The organism is Oceanobacillus alkalisoli (assembly GCF_022213125.1).
GTDB classification, from domain to species: Bacteria; Bacillota; Bacilli; order Bacillales; family Amphibacillaceae; genus Oceanobacillus; species Oceanobacillus alkalisoli.
The window spans coordinates 1-24492 of record NZ_JAKNRA010000023.1 but is presented as its reverse complement, the minus strand read 5'-3'; the positions used below and the strand labels follow the sequence as shown (position 1 = coordinate 24492).

General features: G+C 39.9%; 23 protein-coding genes and 1 riboswitch. Of the genes, 12 read left to right on the top strand and 11 right to left on the bottom strand.

The annotated features are described in order from the left end of the window. Nucleotides 1–159 precede the first annotated feature (159 nt). The gene (gene thiT, locus L3V42_RS17260; RefSeq protein ID WP_235763871.1) at nt 160–738 is read right to left on the bottom strand and encodes an energy-coupled thiamine transporter ThiT; all 579 of its coding nucleotides are present in this window, start codon (nt 736–738) and stop codon (nt 160–162) included. 97 nt (nt 739–835) lie between these two features. Further along, a riboswitch (TPP riboswitch) is annotated at nt 836–941 on the bottom strand. Nucleotides 942–996: 55 nt separating this feature from the next. Beyond that, on the bottom strand, nt 997–2763 hold the full coding sequence (locus L3V42_RS17255; protein ID WP_238472564.1) for a M3 family oligoendopeptidase: 1767 nt from the start codon (nt 2761–2763) through the stop codon (nt 997–999). Nucleotides 2764–3023: 260 nt separating this feature from the next. On the opposite strand from L3V42_RS17255, the gene L3V42_RS17250 reads away from it, so the two are divergent. Further along, nucleotides 3024–3557: a YceI family protein gene (locus tag L3V42_RS17250; RefSeq protein ID WP_238472563.1), complete on the top strand. Its 534-nt coding sequence runs from the start codon at nt 3024–3026 to the stop codon at nt 3555–3557. Between the two features lie 48 nt (nt 3558–3605). Here the strand turns inward: L3V42_RS17250 and L3V42_RS17245 are convergent, their stop codons facing one another. The 7 genes from L3V42_RS17245 to L3V42_RS17215 form a co-directional block, all read right to left on the bottom strand. Then, entirely contained in the window at nt 3606–4478 is an 873-nt protein-coding gene (locus L3V42_RS17245; RefSeq protein ID WP_238472562.1) for a VanW family protein, read from the bottom strand. 260 nt (nt 4479–4738) lie between these two features. Next, nucleotides 4739–5947, bottom strand: a complete 1209-nt coding sequence (locus L3V42_RS17240; protein ID WP_238472561.1) for an NAD(P)/FAD-dependent oxidoreductase — start codon at nt 5945–5947, stop codon at nt 4739–4741. A gap of 250 nt (nt 5948–6197) precedes the next feature. After that, complete coding sequence (locus L3V42_RS17235) at nt 6198–6905, bottom strand: hypothetical protein (protein ID WP_238472560.1); 708 nt, start codon at nt 6903–6905, stop codon at nt 6198–6200. 117 nt (nt 6906–7022) lie between these two features. Next, a complete protein-coding gene (locus L3V42_RS17230; RefSeq protein ID WP_235763877.1) occupies nt 7023–9215 on the bottom strand; it encodes a type IA DNA topoisomerase in 2193 nt (730 codons plus the stop codon). A 297-nt stretch (nt 9216–9512) separates the two neighbouring features. Beyond that, a complete protein-coding gene (locus tag L3V42_RS17225) occupies nt 9513–9785 on the bottom strand; it encodes an ATPase (RefSeq protein WP_235763878.1) in 273 nt (90 codons plus the stop codon). Between the two features lie 235 nt (nt 9786–10020). Further along, a complete protein-coding gene (locus L3V42_RS17220) occupies nt 10021–10221 on the bottom strand; it encodes a cold-shock protein (RefSeq protein WP_156857784.1) in 201 nt (66 codons plus the stop codon). A 218-nt stretch (nt 10222–10439) separates the two neighbouring features. Further along, the gene (locus L3V42_RS17215; protein WP_235763879.1) at nt 10440–10877 is read right to left on the bottom strand and encodes an RrF2 family transcriptional regulator; all 438 of its coding nucleotides are present in this window, start codon (nt 10875–10877) and stop codon (nt 10440–10442) included. 145 nt (nt 10878–11022) lie between these two features. Here L3V42_RS17215 and hmpA point away from each other — a divergent pair, with 145 nt between their 5' ends. After that, nucleotides 11023–12249, top strand: coding sequence for an NO-inducible flavohemoprotein (gene hmpA / locus L3V42_RS17210; RefSeq protein ID WP_235763880.1), 1227 nt, complete (start codon nt 11023–11025; stop codon nt 12247–12249). Here hmpA and L3V42_RS18380 read toward each other — a convergent pair. After that, on the bottom strand, nt 12239–12370 hold the full coding sequence (locus tag L3V42_RS18380) for a hypothetical protein (RefSeq protein ID WP_255771125.1): 132 nt from the start codon (nt 12368–12370) through the stop codon (nt 12239–12241). The genes hmpA and L3V42_RS18380 overlap by 11 nt on opposite strands. A 178-nt stretch (nt 12371–12548) precedes the next feature. Here L3V42_RS18380 and L3V42_RS17205 point away from each other — a divergent pair, with 178 nt between their 5' ends. From L3V42_RS17205 to L3V42_RS17175, 7 genes are all read left to right on the top strand, one after another. Further along, nucleotides 12549–12776, top strand: a complete 228-nt coding sequence (locus L3V42_RS17205) for a helix-turn-helix transcriptional regulator (RefSeq protein WP_235763881.1) — start codon at nt 12549–12551, stop codon at nt 12774–12776. Nucleotide 12777: 1 nt separating this feature from the next. After that, nucleotides 12778–13080, top strand: coding sequence for a hypothetical protein (locus tag L3V42_RS17200; RefSeq protein WP_235763882.1), 303 nt, complete (start codon nt 12778–12780; stop codon nt 13078–13080). 246 nt (nt 13081–13326) lie between these two features. Then, entirely contained in the window at nt 13327–13485 is a 159-nt protein-coding gene (locus tag L3V42_RS17195; protein ID WP_235763883.1) for a hypothetical protein, read from the top strand. 140 nt (nt 13486–13625) lie between these two features. Then, complete coding sequence (locus L3V42_RS17190; protein ID WP_238472559.1) at nt 13626–14939, top strand: serine hydrolase; 1314 nt, start codon at nt 13626–13628, stop codon at nt 14937–14939. 360 nt (nt 14940–15299) lie between these two features. Then, nucleotides 15300–16550: a DNA polymerase IV gene (locus tag L3V42_RS17185; RefSeq protein ID WP_235763885.1), complete on the top strand. Its 1251-nt coding sequence runs from the start codon at nt 15300–15302 to the stop codon at nt 16548–16550. Between the two features lie 70 nt (nt 16551–16620). After that, entirely contained in the window at nt 16621–17265 is a 645-nt protein-coding gene (locus tag L3V42_RS17180) for a peptidylprolyl isomerase (RefSeq protein ID WP_235763886.1), read from the top strand. Nucleotides 17266–17377: 112 nt separating this feature from the next. After that, nucleotides 17378–19060 (top strand): sensor domain-containing protein, encoded by a 1683-nt coding sequence (locus tag L3V42_RS17175; RefSeq protein ID WP_235763887.1) that lies wholly within the window; start codon nt 17378–17380, stop codon nt 19058–19060. Between the two features lie 104 nt (nt 19061–19164). Here L3V42_RS17175 and L3V42_RS17170 read toward each other — a convergent pair whose 3' ends face one another. Beyond that, a complete protein-coding gene (locus L3V42_RS17170) occupies nt 19165–19971 on the bottom strand; it encodes a DUF6612 family protein (RefSeq protein ID WP_235763888.1) in 807 nt (268 codons plus the stop codon). Between the two features lie 210 nt (nt 19972–20181). Between L3V42_RS17170 and L3V42_RS17165 the strand changes: the two genes are divergently transcribed. The 3 genes from L3V42_RS17165 to L3V42_RS17155 all read left to right on the top strand — a co-directional run bounded on the left by L3V42_RS17165 (nt 20182) and on the right by L3V42_RS17155 (nt 24336). Then, nucleotides 20182–21405, top strand: a complete 1224-nt coding sequence (locus L3V42_RS17165) for a CynX/NimT family MFS transporter (RefSeq protein WP_235763889.1) — start codon at nt 20182–20184, stop codon at nt 21403–21405. A 105-nt stretch (nt 21406–21510) separates the two neighbouring features. Continuing rightward, nucleotides 21511–23589 (top strand): catalase, encoded by a 2079-nt coding sequence (locus L3V42_RS17160; RefSeq protein WP_238472558.1) that lies wholly within the window; start codon nt 21511–21513, stop codon nt 23587–23589. 78 nt (nt 23590–23667) lie between these two features. Beyond that, entirely contained in the window at nt 23668–24336 is a 669-nt protein-coding gene (locus tag L3V42_RS17155; protein ID WP_238472557.1) for an RluA family pseudouridine synthase, read from the top strand. Nucleotides 24337–24492: the final 156 nt, after the last annotated feature.

The following is a 24492-nucleotide window of genomic DNA, read 5'->3' as shown; positions in this document are numbered from 1 at the left end:
GTGGTAACTTTAATTTTATCAAAAGGTGTCCTTTTTGTTGAGTAAAATAAGAGTAAATAGAAAATCGCTTCACGCTTTTTGCGCGAAGCGATTTTCTATTTACTGGGGTTTTGTCCCAGCCTCTTTTTACGATTGCAATGTGAGCGGATAGGTTGCAGTTTAGTTTGATGCCAGGTTGAGCAATGCACGTGGTTGTTTATGAAATAAAAAGAATACAATCACTGTTGACAATACGAATGACGGGAACATGTAGGATGCATTATAGATTGTTGAATATACCCAAACGGATTGTCCCTCGACCGCTGCTGAACCAAAAAATACTGCCCCGGCAACAACATGCGCAAGGAAACGCAACACAGAACCGAGCAGTACACCCGCTGTTATATATGTCAGATATACCTTGGTTCGCCCGTCCCGTACCGCTTCTTGAACTTGCCTTGCGAACAAACCGGCAAATCCGATCACTGTAAAGGCAAGTGCATAATCAATGAATCCTTGGAGCGGCGTCAGAATATATGCGTTCCCCGTTGCGATCTGCAACATTCCCCAGAGGAAACCGGATACTAAACCTCCTTTTAACCCCCAACGCAGTGCTACAATGAACACTGGGATCATTGCAAAGGAAACCGAACCGCCTTGTGCCCAGATTTTAAATGATATTGGTAAAATATCTAATAGCAAGGCTAACGCAGTGAAGATTGACACTTCAATTAAAAACAATAGTTTATTAGATTTCATTCGTTATAACTCCCCTTTTTATAAGCTATTTTAAATACAAAAAAAGCAATGCCAAGGGAAGGTTCCTGATGGGGAATCCGCTCACATTGCTTTTTATCCATCAAAAGACCATCATCCCTACGCTAGTACTAACTAACAGGTTCAAAGGGTCTGAGCAATCCTCCGTTGCTCACTCTCAGCTACAAGCTCCCCCTGTTGGCTTTTTCTATGCTTTTTTCGTTAAACCTATTATAACTAATGTACAGTTATAAAACAAATTTACAGTTTAAGAAACGCTTCTACGTCCTCGATGCAAAGCTCGATTGCACCTTCCCAGAAATCCGGTTTTGTAAGATCAATCTGTAAATGCTTCATCGCAAGTTCTTCCACAGACATCCGGCCTGTATCTTCCAGTAATGCAATATAGTCATCTTCAAAGCCCTCTCCCTGCTCTTTTGCACGAGCATAGATGCCGAGGCTGAATAAATAGCCAAATGTATAAGGGAAATTATAAAATGGCGTCCCAGTAATATGAAAATGCAGTTTGGATGCCCAGAAATAAGGGTCATATTCATCGAGTGAATCTTGATAAGCTTCTTTCTGTGCCTCCACCATCAATTCATTCAATTTTGCCGGAGAGACAAAACCTTTTTCTCTTTCCTTATAAAAATTCAATTCAAAAATAAACCGAGCATGGATATTCATAAAGAAAGCGACACTACGACTGACCTTTTCTTCTAATAAAGCCTTTTTCTCTTCTGTCGTTTCCGCCTGTTCGACTGCTGCATCCGCAACAATCATTTCCGCAAATGTAGAAGCCGTCTCAGCCACGTTCATTGCATAACGCTGATTAAGGCCATGAATGTCATTCATTATGTGCTGATGATAAGCGTGACCAAGTTCATGGGCTAACGTAGCAATATTTGATGCAGTCTCGGAATACGTCATAAAAATTCTCGTTTCTTTACTATCCGGAAAGCTTGTACAAAAACCGCCAGGACGTTTGCCAGGCCGGTCTTCCGCTTCAATCCATCGTTTTTCAAAAGCTTGCTCAGCAAAATCCGCCATCTTTGGACTGAAAGAACGGAATTGCTCAATGATAAAGTTTGCACCTTCTGTATAACTCACCTTTTTAACATTGTCAGTAATAGGAGCGTCAACATCATAGAAGCTTAACTTATCTAGATGCAATTGTTCTGCTTTCTTATTTAAATAAGTTACAAAAGGTTGTTTATTATTAGCTATTGCTGTCCACATTGCATCTAATGTTTCCTGTTTCATTCGGTTCATACTCAGTGGTTCTTTTAATACATTTTCCCAGTTCCGGTGCTTATACATTTGCAGCCTGAAACCAGCTAAATGATTCAATGTTTGTGCAAATAAGGATGCTTGTTCTTTCCATTCGTCGTTTAACTGATCAAAAACTTGCTTTCTAGTTGCTCGTTTGCTTGAATTTAGCAGATTCGAGGCTTGGCCAATCGAATACTCTTCCCCTTCAATTTCTACCTTCATATTCCCTACAATCGTACTATACATTTGATTCCATGCATGATAACCATCGACAGCAAGGTCATTAATTAGTACTTCTTGCTCCACAGCAAGTAAGTCCTGTGCTTTATTCCGGTATTCCGTTAATACATATCCTATATCTAGCAAGGCTTCATGCTGAATCGTTGCCTGCCATTCGGTTTCTGGAACTTCCGCAAGTTTCTGCATAAAGGTTGTCAGCACTCCATTAAACGAAGCGGAAAGTGCGCTGCATTCTGCAACAAGTGTATGAGCCCCTTCATCCATTACGTCTTGGGCGCTTAAACAACTAACGAATGCCCCCGCCTCACGAATCTTGAACAACGTCTCTTCCAATTCTTTTATAAACTCGGTAAGCGTAGCGGAAAATATATCTGACTTCGCTTCCAATGTAATGAATTGCTCTTCTAATTGTTTAATCTCCGTTTGTATTTGGTTAAGATAATTTCTAAATTCCTGTGACGCACTTCCACCTGTAAATAATGAATCCAAATCCCAAGTTGGATTATATTCTTTCATTTCGATCCTCCTTAATCTCCCCCTCTCATTGTATCGAACTATCTGAAGAATTTCATTTTTTAAATCCATTTAAACAGAATACACGTTTGAGATGACCTACTTAGTGGTATTTAAATTTATAATGGACTCGTTTTGTTAATTTATATTTAAATAAGTATTATTTAATTAAGAACTATTGACATTACCGATTTATTAATATATACTAGGTAACAGAAAGTAAGTATTGAAGAGTGCTTAATAATATTTGGAGGGATTTTCTAATGACAAGAGAAAAATGGACAGTAGACTTAGCGCATAGTGAAGTAGGTTTTTCAGTTAAACACATGATGATTTCTAGAGCAAAAGGAACATTCGACAAGTTTGATGCAGTGATTGAAGCGAATGTGGAAGACCTTACCGATTCTAAAATTGAAGTAACGATTGATGCTGCAAGTGTAAACACACGTAACGAAGACCGTGATAACCACCTTCGTTCCGCAGACTTCTTTGATGTAGAGAATCATCCGACACTTACATTTGTTTCAACGGATGTGAAAAGCAAAGGAAATAACGAGTATGATGTAATTGGCGATTTAACAATTAACGGAAATACAAATCAAGTTACATTAGACGTTACATTCGAAGGGCAAAGTAAAGATCCGATGAGCGGTTCAACAGTTGCCGGCTTTAGCGGTGAAACAAAAATCAGCCGTAAAGAATTCGGACTTACTTGGAATGCTGCAGTTGAAACAGGTGGCGTCCTCGTATCCGACGAAGTTAAAATTCATTTCGAACTAGAACTTCATAAAGCTTAAGGATAAACGAAATAAAAGCAGTATCCCTTTAACTTAGGGACACTGCTTTTATTTTGCTTGGAAATATTCTACTGTTTCTGATGAAAATACCCCTACCGTTAAACTGCCACTTCCAGCGTTAGCGGTAAGAACAATCGGTTCATTGTATAAGTTTTTAAATGTGAAATCTGGCCCCCACCAGCTTACGGTTGCGTCTCTTCCCGGTGGTACATATGGTACGGAGCGGCTATGCGTATACCTTTCAATCATTTGAATACCGCGCAAATCAACTGCATTAAAAATCGTTGAAGATAATTGACAAATACCACCACCAATATCTTCCGAAAACTCCCCTTTTACAATAACAGGTGCCCGCTGGTATCCTTTCTCTTCTGTCCGTTCACCAACAATATCATTAAAGGAAAACACCTCACCAGGAAAAATAACCGTGCCATGCACAGCTTTTGCAGAAAGGTTAATATTCTTCGTCCGTTCTTTGTTTGCGGAATTATAGTAAGTCGTATAAGAGCCAAGACGTTTTTGAGTAATTTCTTGCATCATTTCCTGATCTACCCTTGGCTGAACTGCTTTCGTCGGAATTTCAACCGCCCGATCCTCTCCAGTGTAAAAGGCCTTTAAAAAAGAAGTAGTAAAACCATTTCGGTCCAACGTTTTTCCAGGCTGCTCCTCCATAATTTCAAAACCATTGCCGAGCGTTGCGTTAATGGGAGGTACTGTAACTTGTTCTTCCAATTGATCCATTAATTCGTCCAGCTTTTTCCAATCTACAAATCCATGCTCCCAGTCAGACAGCGAATAAGATTTAAGTTCGTCTCTCTGTAGAGCAATTTCATCATCTTCATCTGCAGAGACAATTTCTGTTGACAAGAGAAACAATAACAGAGTGAGCGTGAGCACAAAATTTAATACATTACGGCGCAACTTTATCACCTCTGTTATAATATGGCTCAACGAGAGACATTACATACGATAAATCAGAAAGCCACTCAGTTTATAAACTGGGTGGCTTTCTGATTGTTATTTTTATTTATTAGCGGAAATCCCTTGAGTCTTCCAGGATATCACTTACTGCTCGGTAGCCTACAATTGCAGCTACAGTGAGCAACAAAATGCTGCAAAATCTTTTCATCGTTCATCTACCCCTTTTACCTTTTATAGTGGACTAATAGTAGAATTCCAAATTAGAAAGGACGATATTTACCTTTTTTCAGCAATGCTTTCGGCCCGCCGACTACTAAGAGTGTACGGTCGTCAACAACTTTCTTCATCGCAGCAGCTGGCTTCCCTTGCAATTTCACACCATTAAGGATATTTCCAATACCGTCGGAAATTCCTAGTGATGCTACTGTACCTTTGTTATCAAAAACAAAGTCTGTTAATGGCAGGCCATATAATGCATTCTTGATATTAGCCGCTACATGGGCACCTTCTTGTGTTGCTAATTGACCAGTTGGTGGATATGGTTTTCCTGTTTCTTTATCCATTGTCCATGAGCAGTCACCAATAATAAATATATTCTCAGATCCTGGTAAGCGCAGGTCAGCGTCAACATTAACTTTGCCTCGGAATACTTCAAATCCGGATTTTCCAAGTACTGGACTTCCCATTACTCCTCCAGTCCAGACACTTGTACCAGCTTTAATTAATTCATTATCTTCTCCAACAATGAATCCTTCTTCTGTACATTCCGAAATAGCCGCACCGATTCTGAATTCAACACCGCGGTCTTCTAACGATTTCTTCGCATATGCTACAAGATCCTCTTCAAATACCGGTAAAATAGATGGTGCCGCTTCGACGTTAATAATGCGTGCCTTATTACGCGGGATATCATATTTCTTGCAGAGTTCAGGAATCTTCTCGGCTAATTCACCAACAAATTCGATACCTGTAAATCCACCGCCACCAACAAGTACGGTTAAATCACTTTCATCCGTTGATTCTCCGCTGCTGTATTGTGCGAATTTATATTCAATATGCTCGCGAATAATGCGCGCACTGTCGATATCTTGAATGAAGAATGCATTATCTTCCATCCCTTTAATACCGAATGTATTCGTTACAAATCCTAATGCGAAAACAAGGTAATCGTATTCCACTTCACTGTTTTCCAGTACGACACGCTGGTCTTCTGTTTTAACTTCCACTACTGTGTCGTAAATTAGACGAACACGTTTCGGATTAACCACATCAGAGATCATATAGCGAGCCTGGTTATGGTTAATTGTACCTGCTGCAACTTCATGGAGCCATGTTGCCTCATAGTGATAGTTATGTTTGTTAATCAGTACAATTTCTGCTTCTTCAGGTGACAGTTTTTGAGCTAATTTTCTCGTAGCAGTAAGTCCTGCATAGCCTGCCCCCAAGACAACAATTTTGGGTTTGTTCATTATAAACACCATCCCTTTTTTGTATTTTTTCTGTGATTAGTAAAAGCGCTATTTCTTTTTTAAGCATGATTATGTACAAAAAGAACGCTCGTACCAGTTAACTTTTAACCTACTTTATAATGATAGCAAACTTTACTTAATTAAGCCATTAATGAAATCGTTTTTATTAAATTCAGAAAGGTCATTCTTTTGGCTACACATAACAGTTGAATAGGGATTTGTTCAGACAAATCCCTTCTTCCATTCCTTATTAATGCAACCTTCCGCCTTCTGGATCTTCTTCAATCGGCTCCTCTGGTTCTGGTTCTGGATCTGGGTCAGGTTCAGGCTCTGGGTCCGGCTTTGGATCTGGCTTTGGCTTTGGCTTTGGTTCCGGATCAGGCTCTGGATTCGGTGGTTTCGGAGCTGGGTTTGGTTTTGGTTTTGGAGTCGGATCTGGTTTCGGATTCGATGGTGTCGGCTGCTTGTTTGTGTCAGAGCTGCTATCACGCCAGTTATTGTAATTACTTGAGCTATCTGTAGTATTATCATTTCCAGAATTTGAATTATTATTTGGAACAGTCCAGTTCGACGGTTCTTCTGTTTCTGTTAATTCATTATCCACTGTTTCTTCTTCCGGAACTTCTGGTTCTTCCAGCGGCTCTTCCTCTACTTCTTCAAATGTATCGTTCGAAGCAAGCGCGAACTTCGCTTTATCTTTTAAAACTAAAGTACTAAGTGTTTCTTTTTTAACAATATCCTGCGGCGCGTCTACTGAATCATCTTTTTCTTCTTCTGTTTCCGCCATTTCACTATCTTCTTCCTCAGTTACTTCTGTTTCTTCTTTTTCGATTTCTTCCTCATCTATCTTCCCGAGTTCGTCCCGATTTGCATTTGCTTGATAAATTCCTAAGCCGACAACCCCTACAAAAACAAGAAACGTAATAATGTTAATTATTAATAGCTTCTTGGGTTTCACGATTTTCCCCTCCCTGCTACATCTTTCCAATTGTCTCTATTGTAAGCTTTTAGCAGGAGGTTTTTCAATGGTTTTTGATAAATTATTCCTATATCTTTCATTTTCCTGAGGAATTCGTCATTTTTCCTGAGTTTGTTTCTTATTGAAATCCATTTCCCAGCTATAATATGCTGCTCCTTCTTTCTTATGATAAGAAAGGTAAGCATTGAATTTCTTCCCTTTTTTACTCGTCAACCCTTTTACATACGCCCGGTTATTTTTCAAAATCTGTTTCACCATTGTTTTGGTCGGTTTCTTTCGCATCGTGGCAAGGAATTTATCATTTTTCCAAATGGCGAATTTACAGTCGTTTTTCCAGTTTCTACAACTAAAGGCCATGTAAGTATCAACAACATCCTCTCCACAAGCTGGACATTTACCTAATACTTCGTTCGTCGCCTTCTTTTTCGCTACTTTCTGGATAATTGTTTCTTCGTCCTCTTTAATTGTTTCAACTGCTTCTGTTGTAAACTGGAAAATGAGGGTGAGAAAGTCTTTTCGCGTTTCTTCCCCTTTTTGAATATCAGCAAGACGTTTTTCAAGTCGGCCAGTGAATTCCAAGTCAAATAAACTTTTCACCGGGAAAGTCTCGACAAGCTTTCTGCCGAGTTCTGTACAGGTAAGATTTTTACCTGCTGCGGAAACATAGCCAACATCCTTCAACTTTTTAATCGTCTCTGCACGTGTTGCTGGTGTACCAATGCTAAAACCCGTTAATATGCTGCCGAGCGATTCTTCATCTGTTTCACTGTCTTCTTCTTTTATATTCTTACCGCATGTTTCCATCACTCGCAGCAGCGTTCGTTCAGTATGCTGTTTTGGTGGCGTTGTTAAATGATCGGTTAATTTCGTTTCCTGAATACCTACTTGATCGTCGACTTGAATAATAGGCAAAAGGACATCCTTCGACTGGATTTTCTCTACTTTTTTCCAACCTTCCATTAGTTGGACTCTTCCTTTTGTCATAAAAACACCGTCAATTGCGGCATCGATTACTTTCGTCGTCAGGTTGGTTTCCTCGTATTCAGCAATCGGCATAAACTGCATGATAAACCGGTTTTTAATTGCCTGATAAACGATTGATTCGTCAGCGTTGAGCCGTTTCGGTTTTAAATAAGTCGGTATGATTGCGCTGTGACTTTCTACTTTCGCATTGTTGAATACCCGCCTTGTCTTCATAAATTTAATTTCATCTTTATAAGGTAAGTCTTCGCTATGCGTCTTTAATACATGTGCCGTCTTCCCGACTAAACTCTCATCAAGTGCGACACTCGAAGTTCTTGGATAGGTAATCAGCTTTTTTTCATATAGGGACTGGGCAACTTTCAGGACTTTATCAGAGGTCCAGCCTTTATATTTGTTCGTAATAAACCCTTGGAGATTCGAGAGGTTGAAGAGAAATGGCGGGAATTCCTTTTTCTTCGTCACTTTTTTATCGATGACTTGTCCTTGTTTGCCGGCAATTTTTTCCTCGATCTCAAGTAGCGTTTCTTTTTTCTTAAATTTATCTTCTTTGCCTTCTGTATATGTCCCTTCATAAATCTTTTTCTCTTTTGTTTCAAAAACAGCGGCAAGTTTATAATAATCTTCGGGTTTAAAATTTTCGATTTCCTTATCCCGGTCATAAATGATTTTTAATGTCGGCAGGAGCACGCGCCCGATATTTAACGCTTGCCCACTCCCCTCTTGGTATTTCAATGTTGTGACAGACGTAAGATTAATACCGATTACCCAGTCGGCCCACTGTCTGCTGATTCCCGCATCCCGAAGCGGTTGCATCTCGTCATTCTGCTTTAGTTTCTCTAACCCGCTCCGTACTTCATTCGGTGTCCATTCATTCAGTAAGAGACGGTACACCGGTTTATTCGGACGTTTACCGCCACGATATATGATGCTGTCCCCGATTAGTTGACCCTCTCTATCATAATCGCAAGCGGAAATAATAGATTCCACTTCCGGTTTTCGAATGAGTGATTCAATAATTTTTAATTGCTTCGCAGCTCCGGGGTCAGCCGACTTCCGGTTCCGCGGATTGCTTTTCACTTTATATTTGAACGCCTGCGGAATGAACGGGAAATAATTCATACGCCAGCGCTGCATCTTCGGTTCATAGTCTTTTGCATCATATAATTCTACTAAATGACCAAAAGCCCATGTAATGAAATAGCCATTCCCTTCATAATAACCATCTTTCTTTGTCTTAATTTGCAATGCATCTGCAATGTTTTTTGCTACGGATGGTTTTTCAGCGAGGATTAATGTGTATCCCATCTTTAAGTCAATCCCCTTTCATGTATGTTTAACTTTTCACACTGGATTTTTTGTTTTCTACTCTCCATTTAATCTTGATCCACGCTTCTCAACCGAACGTTTATTCTTTTTTTTAGTTTGGACGATTTCGCTCAAAAAGTCAATCATATTTGAGTAAATTAAAAGAACCTGTTTGCAAAATATTGCCTCAAACAGGTTCTCTTAAGTCCCTTCCTTAACGAACTTCTTGTTCAACTAAGGGTAACCTTTAGTTGAAATAGATTTGATTATTTTTCATTTTTCTTCCACATAAAATAGTTATAAATAAGTTGAACCAAAATAGATTGTAAGAAATAATAGTCCTAAAAGTACATTGGCTGCCATACTCCACTCTGTGTAAGAATAAATAACAATGAGTGCCAAAGTTATTACAGGTAAACTTATTAAGGTTTTTATCAGCTTTCTCCTATACGACAGTTTAAAATAATTTAATTTAAAACCTTTATCCACCTTATCCGAACCTCTGAACATAACCGATAAAATGATAGTAACTAATAATGCAGCTACAATGGGAATAACAAATACTGTCAAACTCAGATCCCCCTCTATTTAACCAGCAATAATCATTCACCCTTTCTCAACTGGTTTGACGCTCTAACAATCCCCATATCTTTAAATCTCTCCAATTCTTCTGGTGTCATATTTTTTTCTGCTCGTGCTACTTTTAACCGATTTTGTAGTATAAACGTTAGAACATTTAGTCCCGTGATTTTATTTAAACACAAAAAAACCTTCTGCTACAGAAGCAGAAGGGTTTTTTTATAAATTAGGATTTAACAACGTTAGTTGCTTGTGGTCCACGGTTTCCTTCTTCGATATCGAAAGAAACTTGTTGACCTTCGTCTAAAGTTTTGAAACCATCGCCTTGAATTGCTGAGAAGTGTACGAATACATCGTCTCCACCTTCAACTTCGATGAAACCGAAACCTTTGTCTGCGTTAAACCATTTTACTGAACCTGTGTTCATATGAAATTCCTCCATTGTGCATCAAGCACGTTTATTACTTTGGTTGTTCTGATAATAATTCAAGACGATGAAATACAATGTATGCTTTGACAAAATCCTGTATTGCTAGCACGAACAATTAAGTAACCTCAGTATAACACACAGCATTCAAAAAAGATACTATTATTTTTTAGATATAACATCATAACCCTGTTTTGATTCACGCCCACTGTATTCATTTATTGAATCCCCATCCATTCCTTTAATTCCTCTTCATTATGAATGAGATCTTTCAACGTATACTCATCAAGCACTTTAAAAAATGCATGCAATGCCCGATTGACGACATGTTTCAACATACATCCAGGTGAAATGACGCAATGGCTCTGACCTTTATCAAAGCATTCCAGCATGGCAAAATCATTCTCCAGCTGCCTGACAACAATCCCGACATTAATTTCTTCTGCAGGCTTTGCTAGACGGATTCCGCCATTTCGTCCTCTGATTGTTTCGATCAATTCAAGCTTGTTTAATTCGTGAACAATTTTTCCAAGGTGATGTTGCGATATATTAAATACTTCCGAGATTTCTTTAATGTTTACTAGTTCATCGTTCTCTTTCATCCCCGCAAATAATAGAACACGCAGTCCATAATCTGTATATTTTTTTAGATTCATATTCGTTTCTCCTTATTAAATACTGGTTCACATGATTGTAACATAAGTTCAGTTTTCCCTATTGATACAGTGATTACATTGATTATACAATAAAGATGTATTCAAAATACATGTTTAAACTTTTCAAAAGAGGAGTGTTTAAATTATGGCAACTACTACAACAGGTTTAACTGAAGAAACCCGAAACATTATTAAAGCGACTGTACCAGTATTAGAAGAGCATGGCGAACAAATTACAACACGTTTCTATCAATTGATGTTTGAAAACCATCCAGAATTAAAAAACATCTTCAACCAAACAAATCAACGACACGGGGATCAACCGAGAGCCTTAGCAAATACGGTTTATGCTGCTGCTGCAAACATTGATAATTTGGAAGCGATTTTACCAGCTGTCGACTCGATTGCACATAAACATAAGAGTCTGAACATCAAGCCGGAACATTATCCGATTGTCGGTAAATATCTGCTTCTAGGCATTAAAGATGTGCTGGGAGACGCAGCAACAGATGAAATCATCGATGCTTGGGAAAAAGCATATGGTGTGATTGCCGATGTATTTATTTCCGTCGAAAAAGAAATGTATGAAGAAACGAAAAAAATGACAGGCGGTTGGATTGATTACCGCGACTTTAAAGTAATGAAGAAAGTGAAAGAAAGTAACGTGATTACGTCGTTCTATCTGGAGCCGGCAGACGGTAATCCTTTCCCTGGTTACAAGGCGGGTCAGTACATTACAGTAAAAGTTGATATCGAAGGAGAACCATACACACATCAACGTCAATACAGCTTATCCTGTGCACCAGACGAAGGTATGTACCGGATTAGTGTGAAACGGGAAGATGGCACTGCTGATATTCCAGCTGGAATTGTATCCTCTTATTTACATGAGCATGTTGAAGAAGGAAATATGCTTTCCATCAGTGCGCCTTCTGGAGAATTCTACCTTGATACGGAAGATACTCGTCCACTCGTTTTATTAAGCGGTGGTGTCGGGCTTACTCCAATGATGAGTATGCTTGAAACAGTGATCAAGGAACAGCCAGAACGTAAAGTTACGTATATTCACGCTGCACAAAATGGTAATGTTCATGCAATGAAGGACCGTGTGAACGAAATTACAGAATCCCATAACAATGTGAATAGCTATGTCGTGTACGATCGCCCGGAAACAGATGACCAATACGATAAGTTAGGACATATTGATACCGAATGGTTAAGCACCATTCTTCCAACGACAGATGCTGCTTATTATTTCTGCGGACCGAAAGGCTTTATGCGTGCTGCTTATAAAATCTTAAAAGAATACGGTGTTGCTGAAGAAGATATCCATTTTGAAATCTTCGGACCGGCAGAAGATATTACAAATTAATTTTCGTTTCATAAACAACAAGATAATCCCAGTTACTGTTTTTCTTTATACAGTAGCCGGGATTTTTTCTTTTTCTCTCCCCTCCCCGGCTGTTTTGAAAAATAATTGTTTTATTCTCCATTTCTATGCTCGTCCTATTTGCCCTCTTAGAGCAAACAGACAAAATTGCACTTACACTAAATACAAGTAACCCACAGCTTTCCCCAAGTTCTCCTGTAATTTATTTCATACCAAAAGTAAAAAATAGTTTACTATATGTAAAAAATATGTTACCTTTATTTTCGAAGAGGTGAATGGATATGTCCTTTAACCAAAAAAGAAAAATAAGTAACAGGATTGTTGTGTTAAGAGCAGAAAGAGGATTGTCCCAGCGTGAGCTTGCAGACAAGTTAGGTGTTAGCAGACAAACGATTATTTCTCTTGAAAAAAACAGGTACAATCCCTCTTTGAAATTAGCATTCGATATTGCTCTTTTCTTTAATGTCGATTTGCTAGATGTTTTCCAATATGAAATGGAGGAGGATTAAGGTGGATATGCTTTTAGCTATACTACGCCTTGTTTATGTCATTATCTTCTTTGTTGCTGTTTTTATTTCTTTAAAATTTGAATTGGGAGAGGAATCTAAGGATGAACGGGGTCAAAGCATTTCGAATAAATCGTATGGTATTGTATTTCCTTTAATACCGTTAGGATGGTTTCTCATTGAATTGTATGATTGGTTCATTCAGCATTTGGACTATGAAACGTACAAATTAGCGATTTGGTTTTTAATTACTGGCTTAATGATTCTCCATGCGAGCATTGTGAGCGTTCTAAAAAGAAGGTATTAAATTATTAACAGGTATTCGGATTATCGTGTGGAATTGATATATGTGGAAATAGGTTTGATTCAGTAGTTTTTTCAATAATCGGGGCACTTTGTTAAACAATAGAATGAATTTCATAATTACCAAAGTCGGCTTTTCCATCACCATATGTAGTTGGGAACGAACCAACTCAACTACATATGGTGATGGTGAAGCATTAAATACGTATTATGAAATTCATTAAATATACTTAAAAAGGAGAAATAACTTTTGAAAATAAATTGGGCTTCATTTTTTACATTTTTTATCGTGATGGCAGTTGTTGATTTAGTAGTATTTGACAATATGGCTCTAAGGCTTGCTTTCATAATTATCGGTGTCTGTAGTGGTTTGATATTTGCTACTGAAAAAAAGCAGGAATGTAATTGAATTATTTACAGAATCAGGTGGGTTTATTTATTACTAAACATAAAATAAGTATTATCCTTTTATCTCTTTTAAATGTTGAAGGATAAGTTTTTTAATCTCTTTCCATACGATAAATTAACTAACTAAAGGAGTGTGTCTATATGAATATATGGGCCTGGATTGGGCTTTCCGGCATCGTCGTCTTCACGCTTCTTGCCTTTCTGCGTAAAGAATACCGAACGAAAGAAAAAATTCGGGAAGCATTTATTACGATTGCCATTGTACTCGCAATTATCATTACCGTATTACTTTTTAATGTAGATTACATACTAGCCTTTCTTCTTGGTGTGATAGCCTATATCCTATTAGATAGAAAAACATATACGAAGAAACGCTTAATCATCTATGGCGGAATCATTATCGTTATCGGAGCTGCATTCTTCGTTATTTTCCGTGACAACCCAGATTATGTCCTCAATCATTTACAAGATAATCGGGAAACAACTTCCCTTTATGTTGTGAAAAATGGCGAAGAAGTCATTGCTTATCAGTCAGACATCGTACGTCCACTTGCAAGTACTGTCAAAATAATGATTGCCTTAGAATACGCAATGCAAGTTGAAGCCGGGGCACTGGATAAAACTCAGCCCGTCCCGCTTGATGAGTTGAGTCGCTTTTTTTATGAAGGTACGGACGGGAATGCACATGAAACATGGCTCGAATCTATTCATGCGGCGGGTAAAGTAAAGGATGCGCAAGTACCTCTTCACGAAGTTGCTAAAGGAATGATTACATACAGTTCAAATGCGAATACCGACTACCTTCTCCACCTGCTCGATATCTCCGCAATTAACAAGCGGATAGAATCCGTTGGGCTCACACAGCATGAACCGATATATCCTTTAGTCAGTCCCCTGCTCTTTCCAGAATATATTGCTGACGACTCTATGGACAAAGAGGATATCATCAGAGAACTCGAGGCTATACCGATGGAACGTTACCGGGAACTTGCAGTTAATCTCAGCAAACAACTAAAAGAAGGTACGATTGATATTAATGACCATTCGTTTGATCTGCCACTTGAGGTTCAAAAGGTCTGGTCTGACCGATTAACTCGAGCGTCTGCCAAGGATTACGGGCAGCTGTTAACCATCATATCCAATGACGAACTGCCGGCAGAAGCAGCTGCAATCATGCGAGATTTAATGGAGTGGCCGATGGAAATAAATGAAGCAAATCAGGACTATTATACCCATATCGGATCAAAAGGCGGATCCACCGCTTTTATCTTAAACGATGCCTTGTACGCTGAGGACCTTGAGGGTGATCGAATAGAAATTGTTTTATTCACAGACGACCTCAACTTATGGCAAAGCTTGATGCTGCAAAACAACATCAATTCATTTGAAGTGAATTTAATAGGTGATGAAGCATACCGATTGAAAGTTAAACAAACATTAGAAGAGCAGCCCTAACCTTCTCCTAAGCTAATTCATTGCCGTCCCTTCCATTCTCCCGCATACTTTATCGCAAGGAGAAATTAGAACGGGAGGAAAAACAATGCTCAAAAAGCTTGAAGCAAGCAATCAGTTACAGATCTCGACCAATCTCTTCCATCGCTCACAGCAATCACGGATACAACGCTTGTCTTATTTTTCGTCGATCTGGATGCCCCAATGACGCTTGACGGAACAATTAGCGGAATTGACAAAAAAGCATGAACCCTGCTCTACCGGATGTTTCGGTAGAGTTTTTTGTTTTGCAGATTTTACCATTGCTAACGTTTCATAAACCACTTATAATAAGAACAAACGTTCTCTATAGGTGGTGTTACGATGGATTATTCAATTTACCCGCGGCATGACATTCTATGCATCGATATGCGCTCCTTTTATGCTAGTGTTGAGGCGGTAAAACGTAATCTCGATCCAATGACAACTATGCTTGCCGTCGTTGGGGATTTAAACCGGCCAGGAAGTATTGTCCTCGCCGCTTCCCCTGCTTTAAAAGAAAAATATGGCATCAGTAATGTCAGCCGATATTTCGAACTTCCTGATGATCCGGAGATTTATATTGCCCCTGCCCGGATGGCCGATTATTTACATGTTTCCTTGGAAATTACAAAGCTAATCCATAATTATGCACCGAAAGAAGCCATCCACCCCTATTCCATTGATGAAATATGGGTGACGGTCAATGGGCTCGAGCGACTATTCGGTGACCGCCGAGAGATTGCAGAGAAAATAAAAGCAGAAATTATGGAGAGCTTTGGACTTACGGCTGCAATCGGAATTGGGGATAATAAATTTCTTGCTAAAGTCGTCATGGACCTTCACGCAAAGAAAGAGGGAATCGCTGAATGTCGCTATGAAGATATTGAAGAGAAAATTTGGCCGTTTCCAATTGAAAAAATCTGGGGAATCGGCAGCAGAATGAAGCGTAACTTGAACCGTATGGGAATTGTTACGCTTGGTCAGCTCGCCCGTTATGACTTAAGTCAATTAAAAAAACGCTTTGGCATAATGGGAGAACAACTTTACTCGCATGCTTGGGGCATTGATTTAAGCCCTGTCTACGGTGATTTCACAAAGACGGTACAAAAAGGATTCGGACATGGAATTTCTCTGCTCCGAGACTACACAGGAAAGGAAGCTGCGACCTGTATTTTAGATTTATGTGAAGAAGTCTGCCGGCGCGCCCGCACTGCCAATCAGGCGGGAAAGACGATTAGCCTTAGTATTTCCTATTCCACAGAGAAAAAAGGCGGATTTTCCCGTTCAAAAAGTATTGGACGCCCTACAAATGTAACGATGGATATGTATGAAGTCTGTATGCAGCTTTTCCGAACATTTTATGATGGGTGCAGCTATATCCGCCATGTGTACGTAACCCTCGGAAATCTTTATGATCACGAACATGTCCAGCTCAATCTATTTGAAGACAATTTAAAGAAAAATAATATCGGCTATGTCATGGATGCAATTCGCGATAAATACGGTGCAACCTCGATTCTCCGAGCTTCCAGTTATACGGAAGCAGGCATCCTCCTTGAACGAAGCAAGAAGATTGGAGGCCATCAAGCTTAAACCAGCGATGCGTAACGTGCTATAATAAGTTGGTGCCTTACTATTAAAGCAGCGAAAGGAAGAGTAAACGATGAAAAAATACTTCTTACTCACTATTTTTCTGTTTGCCATATTTTTAACAGCTTGCGGTGAACAAGAAACTCCAGTTGAAGAAAATACAGATGATGCAGCCGCTTATCCAAGCGATGTGGAAGAAAATCCGGTTGTTACGATTACAATGGAGAATGACGAACAAATCATATTAGAATTATATCCTGAAATTGCTCCAAATACCGTAGCAAACTTCATTTCCTTAATTGAGGAGGGATTTTATGATGGCGTCATTTTTCACCGTGTCATTCCCGGTTTCATGATTCAAGGCGGTGATCCAGATGGTGCTGGCACAGGTGGACCAGGTTATTCGATTGCTGGTGAATTTGCCTCCAACAACTTCGAAAATGATTTAGAGCATGACAAAGGCGTGCTGTCCATGGCAAGATCGCAGTCACCGGATTCAGCCGGCTCCCAATTCTTTATCATGGTAGAAAACTCCCCCCATTTAGATGGGGATTATGCTGGTTTCGGTAAAGTCACGGAAGGAATGGAAGTGGTGGAAACAATCGTGTCCGCTGATCGCGATGAAATGGATAAACCATTTGAAGATCAAGTGATGAAAACCGTTGAAGTTGATACAAAAGGCTATGATTACCCTGAACCAAACATCTTATCACAGTAAAGACACAAAGATTTATTTATTTGTCTCAGACAACCCGCTTCATATATAGTAAAATTATACTGTAAGGTCATCATCATGACATTAATTCAAGTGGAAGAGTGAGGAAAGTCATATGAATGAAACATCAAATAAAACCGACCAGAAAAAATTTCAATACGAAATTGAAAAAATGATAAACGACTTAACGATGATTATCGTTTTCAATCATCAAGGAATCATTCAGTATGTTAATACAAGATTTATAGAAGTCACCCAATATACGCAGGAAGAATTGTTGGGGCAGGCATTTACAGACATTTTCACTGACGACTTTTCAACGATGGTTAAACAAGCTGCAAATAATAAGCAGAAATGGACGGACGACATCAGACAGCAGAAAAAGGATGGAACCCATTATTGGGTGGAAGCAAATTTCTCTCCTATTATCGATAACGCAACCGAGAATGAATATTATGTGCTAATCCAACGTGAAATAACGGAGCGTAAAAAGCATGAGCAAATGATGGAAAGACTAGCTTATATTGACCCTCTGACAAACTTTCCAAACCGAAATTATATGAAGAAATGGATAATGGACAAGCAGGATGCAGCTGATACCGAAATTACCATTCTCTTTATCGATATCGACCGTTTTAAAGCAATTAATGATAATTTCGGCCATGATATCGGAGACCAAGTCTTAATCACTTTAGCAAAACGATTAAAAAAGAGCATTCATAAAGAGGCATTCATCTGTCGGTATGGCGGGGAAGAATTTATTATTCTCCTTCAGAATCAGTCGAAACATGAGAAGAATCTGTTGTTAAACGCGATTCTGCACGCAATCCGTGAACCTGTCCGAATTGATTATCATGAGCTGCTCTTAACAGCAAGCATCGGCATTAGTTCCGGCTATCCTTTCCAAAAGGACAGCGAACGAATTGCAGTGCTGGAAGATTTAGTGAAAAAAGCAGACATCGCTATGTACCATGCAAAAAAGCAAGGAATAAGCAACTATCACTTCCATTCCAGTAATCAAATCAGGGAAATGGAACGGACCTATCAGATTGAACTCGAAGTTCGTGATGCACTGGAACGGAATGAATTTTCCCTCGTCTATCAGCCATTAATTAACTTGAAAACAAATAAAATTGTTGGAGTGGAATCGTTGCTGCGCTGGGATAACCGATTACTTGGCAAAGTTTCCCCAATGGAATTCATCCCAATTCTTGAAGAAACAGGTCTTATCGTACCGGTCGGGAAATGGATTCTCCATAGTGTCTGCCATCAAATGATGAGCTGGCAGCAACAAGGATTATTCCTACAACGGGTATCCGTCAATGTGTCTCCGCTGCAATTCCGTGATCCGCATTTTGTATCGAATTTGAAAGAAATCCTTCATGAAGCTCGGCTTGACGCTCCTTATTTGGAACTGGAAATTACGGAAGGAACCTTACTGGATATCGAGAACTCCGCAAAGAAATTGCATGATCTAAAGGAACTTGGTGTCAAAGTTTCCATTGATGATTTCGGAACCGGCTATTCTTCCCTTAGTTACTTAAAACAATTGCCGATCGATACATTAAAAATCGACAAATCTTTTATCGATGATCTTGACAGAGATGGTAAAATTATCGTCAACACAATCATCAGCATGGGGAAAAACCTCCAGTTCCGGATTATTGCAGAAGGAATTGAAAACAGTGATCAGTTCAAGTACCTTCAACAGCAACAATGTCACGAAGGTCAAGGCTACTTCTTCAGCCGCCCGGTAGAAAGTGATAGAATAGAAGAATTATATCACTCGCTTCAGTAATAACAAAGACGGAAGCGTCCTCACAGGCTAAGTACGCGATTCGCCCACTTAACAAAAAAACAGCCAGCTAGTATTTTCCAGCTGACTGTTTTTTTGACTCATTCTTACATTTCCTGAGCTGCATCGATTACTTCTTGTGGAACTACAATCTCATCGACTGTATTAATACCCGTGTATGTTGCAGTCATTTCTTGATTCATACGTAACGATTCACCTTCTGCATTCATGTCGAAGTCCATATTCGTCATTACTTTTGTCGTATCATATGTTTCTTTGTCGATATGGATTTCATAATACATGGAATGAATCGTCATTTCTTCAAGTATTTCGGAGATTTCCACTCCTAGATCAGCAAATGTTTCTTCACCCAAATTCTCTTTGATAAGTTCCTCGGTAAGTGCGGCAAACTCTTCCCCTTCCCCATCAAACTTAAATGCATAATAGTCATCTTCTTCTACAAATTCGACGTCATCAATAAAGGACTCAAGCATCTCCAATTGGTCTTGGGCAGTTTGATCTGTATTCATCATTTCTGTCGGCATCATATCTGCACTCATTTTTAACCACGTTTGTGACATGGATTCATACATGTAAAAATCTGTATCCGTCAGATACATCTCCATCTCTGTTTCGATTGGCATCCCTTCCATTTCCATGTTAACCGTGCCAGTCTGGTGCATTGCAAGCGGGTCGATTGTCATAGAAGATTGCGTATCCATCTCCATCTCCATTGCACCTTCCATCGCGTCACTCTCAATCGTTTGGTTGATCACCATGTCCATTTCAACACTTTCCATATTCTCTCCAGCCTCTACAGCTTTCTGGTATACTTCCTCTGCATTTTCACTGTTCCCACAAGCTGCTAAGAAGCCCATCAGTAAAATTGCAAGGCCTACTGTAAATTTCTTCATTACTAATCCCCTTTCTTTTTCCCTACTATTTGATACGGATGACTTTTATCAAAGGTTTCATCTTTTTGACGAAACTGTAGAACAGTATATCTTGTTTTCTTTGTTTTGAACAGTGGATAAAGGCAGATTGTAAGAATTGGTGAATTTCAGCAATATATGCTATGATTCTACTGTTACCCGACGGTTCACCGCTCAAGGAGGGGATTTTTCATGCCGACGGATAATCAATTTCTGCCTATGTCGAAGGGGTACCAATTTCTATTAATTGTCGGGATTATTTTAATTTCTCTAAATCTGCGGCCAGCGATTACAGCTGTGGGGCCGCTGCTCGGAGTTATTCGGGATGATTTCGCCTTAACGAATTCAAGTGCTGGTTTGTTAACGAGCTTGCCCTTGATCGCTTTTGCCGTCATGTCATCCTTTGCCGCCCGAATCGGCAATCATTATACATATGAAGGAGCTATGCTGATTGGCCTTGTGTTGCTGCTGATTGGAATCAGCATCCGCTCTTCCGTTCTCTTACCGCTCCTCTTTTTTGGTACGTTTTTAGTCGGGGTCGGGATTGCTTTTTTAAATGTCCTCTTACCAGGACTTATTAAAGATAAATTTCCATTAAAAGTCGGCTTGATGACGAGTATTTATACGACAACGATGGGGATTATTGCGGCGACTGCTTCTGGCGTAAGCATCCCGCTAGCCGACAGCACAGGACTCGGTTGGCAAGGTTCTTTAAGTGTCTGGGCTCTTCCAGCGATTACCGCAATTATCGTCTGGATTTTTTTAAGAAGAAAGAACAAGGCTCCAAAAGCACATGAGAAAGATATAAAATATGCTCCGGCGAAATCAGGCGACAGACAAATTTGGCGCGCTCCTCTTGCCTGGCAAATTGCTGCTTTCATGGGCTTTCAATCTTTCTTATTTTATGTCACGATTTCCTGGCTGCCGGAGATTATTCAATCTACTGGGATGTCGATTGAAACAGGAGGATGGATGCTATCCTTCGCTCAATTCATTGGCTTGCCCGCAAGCTTCCTCGTTCCAGTTCTTGCTGAAAAAGTAAAGTCACCAAAAGGATTGGTACTATTTCTTACCCTTTCCTGCTTTACAGGATACGGCGGATTATTAGTCAGCAGCCATATCGTCAGTGTCGTCATCTGTATGATTCTAATCGGAATCTTTTTATCAGGAACCTTTGCCTTAGCACTGACACTTTTCGGACTCCGTACACGTTCCGCTAAAGATGCAGCGGAATTATCCGGAATGGCACAGTCTGTCGGCTACGTGCTTGCGGCAATCGGGCCTATTTTTATCGGTTTTTTAAATGATGTAACTGGGACTTGGCACATCCCAATTATGACGATTATGACAATCGCTCTTATTATCGCCTTTTTCGGCATACTCGCTAGTAGAGACAAATATTTATATGACAAATAAAGCACTTAGAGGCCGGGACTTGAGTTCCGGCCTCTTCATGTTCTACTCTCCCTTTCAATTGAATATAAATGGGAATGGATTAAATACACGAGATTGGGTGATAGAATGGATAATGATAAGAATAAAGATTTGAACCGGCAGACAGAATTTACGGATGAAAAGGATAAACAGCTGGAAGAATTCCGCAGAAAAAATACCGGACCCGGCAAGAAGATGACCGATGACAATGCCGTTAAGGTTTCAAATGACGAGACGACACTGCGAGCTGGAAAACGTGGCCCATTAGTATTTAACGACTATCATTTTTATAAAAAACAATCCCATTTCAACCGGGAACGGATTCCGGAAAAGGTCGTACATGCACGTGGATTCGGGGTATATGGTGATTTTACAGCGACAAAATCACTGAAATCTATAACAAAAGCACATTTCTTAAGTAAAGCAGGCGTATCAACTCCTGTATTTACACGCTTTTCCACTTTCCAAGGGAGTAAAGGTTCAAAGGATACGGCTGTTGATATTCGCGGATTTGCCGTGAAGTTCTACACACAGGAAGGCAATTATGATATGCTCTCCCTCCAGTTTCCCGTCTTTATCGTAGCGGATGCAATGAAATTCATGGATGTCGTCCATGCTGCCAAACCGAATCCGATTAGCGATATTCCTCAAGCAACCACAGCTCATGATAACTTCTGGGATTATATCGCAAACAATCAGGAAGCAGCTCATATGGTCATGTGGCTCATGTCCATGCGTGGTCGACCCCGCAGCTGGCGCATGATGAACGGCTGGCCGATTAATACATTCCGCTTTATAAATGACGAAGAGAAATCTACATTCGTTCGCTTTAAATGGATACCAAAACTCGGTGTTCACTCCCTGCTTCTTGATGAAGCAAATATAATTGGCGGAGTCGATCCTGACTTTCACCGGAATGATATTATTCAAGCCGTCCAAATGGGAGCCCATCCAGAATTTGAACTCGGTGTACAACTGATCCCTGAAGAAGATGAATTCAAGTATGATTTTGATATCCTCGATAACACGAAGCTATGGCCGGAAGAAGTGATTCCAGTAGAGACAGTCGGAGTCATGAAATTGAACAGGTTAATGAATAATTTTTTTGCCGAAGAGGAGCAAGCAGCCTTTGACCCGGCAAGTGTGGTGCCGGGAATTGATTTTACAAGTGACCCTGTCCTCCAGGGCCGGGCTTTTGCCTATCGGGATACGGAATTATATCGTCAGCGTACAGCGAATATTAATGATATCCCAGTCAACCGCCCGCTTGTGGAACGGAACTTCAATTTACGTGATAGCTTTAACCGGTACCGGCTTGATGTGGATTCTGTTCATTATCATAATAATTCACTTGCAGGAAACACCCCCGCCGAATCGAGCCCGGAGGAAGGCGGCTATGTTAATTATCCAGAAGAAGTTTCCGGGCATCTTACCCGTGACGTGCCGAGTGACTCGTTCCTTGATCATTTCTCTCAGCCCCGAATGTTTTACAATAGCTTAAGTGATGTAGAAAAAAGGGACTTAATCCAAACATTTAATTTCCACCTTGGAAAAGTCAAGAGTAAATCTGTCCGCGAACAAAACGCAAGGATGTGGGCAAACGTCGATAATGGTATGGCACAGGCAATAGCCGACCATATTGGCGTAGATCACCCGCCTAAAGTTAACTATCCTGCCCCGCCCGATTATCCGTCTCTTAGTCTAATGAATACTCCATTTTACGCCGCAACGCAAAGAATCGGGATTGTGATTGCAGATGATTTTCCGGCTGAAGAAGTGGGGCAAGTGTTAAAGAGTTTTGATGAAAATCAAGTTTTCTACGATATCATCAGTGACAATCTAGGGAGTATCACAAGCTCTGATGGCACAAAGGTAAGTGCTAATCAAACATTCACAACGACCTATCCCGTACTTTATGACAGCATTTATCTCGTTGGGGGCAAGATGAGAAATCCACGGCTTTTAAAACAAGAGATGGAAAAGTATTTTAAAAACGCTTATAGATTTTATAAGCCAATCGGTATTGCGGCCGGGGCTGAGAAATACTTTGCCGCTCCCACAAAAAGCAATAATTTAAAAGGTGTTGTATTTGCAAAAGATAATAAACAATTCGCCAATGCCTTCTTACAAGCCATTGCCAAGCAGCGATTCTGGGACCGGGCATAATAATCCCTCCCTTCTATAAGAAGTTTCCTTGTCGATATGGTATGATGTGAACTAATCACCAGTTGAAAGGAAATCAGCATGGATCTAAAAATCTTATATGAAGATAACCATTTACTCTTTGTCATGAAACCAGTAAATATGCCTGTCCAGGAAGACCGTACAGGTGACCTTGATTTATTAAACGCCGTTAAATCCGATATTAAAGAAAGATATAATAAGCCAGGCAATGTTTACGTTGGAATGGTTCACCGCTTGGACCGTCCAGTCGGAGGTGTCATGGTATTTGCGAAAACATCGAAAGCTGCTTCCCGCATCTCAGATGTGATCCGCAGACAGGAAATGGAAAAGAAATATCTGGCGATTGTAAGGGGAATACCGGATAAAGAATTTGCTCGTCTGGAAGATTATCTTGTGAAAAATAAGAAGAAAAATATCGTACACACCTCAACAAAGGATAATAAAGAGGCAAAGAGAGCGCTGCTTGATTTTGAAGTACTTGATACGAAAAAGGGGCTTAGCTTGCTTGCGATTACGCTCCATACAGGCCGCCCGCATCAGATTCGAGTTCAACTTGCGAGTCGGGGACTTCCTTTATATGGCGACCAGAAATACGGGGAGAATGTCAATAAACCTGGTGAACAGATTGCTTTATGGTCGAATGAGCTTGCCTTGCCCCACCCAACGAAAAAAGAAGAAATTCGAATCTCAGCAGCTCCGCCTAATGAATATCCTTGGAATTTGTTTTGAATAGGAAGAAAATGAGACATAACCCAAACTGATATGCTCCCTTTATAGTAGACAGAGAAATAATAAAAGATCTCTACTACTATAAAGGGAGTTTTTATTATGTCTGAGAAAGTAATGAAACACACATTGGATGAAAGGGTTCAAGCTGTATTGTGC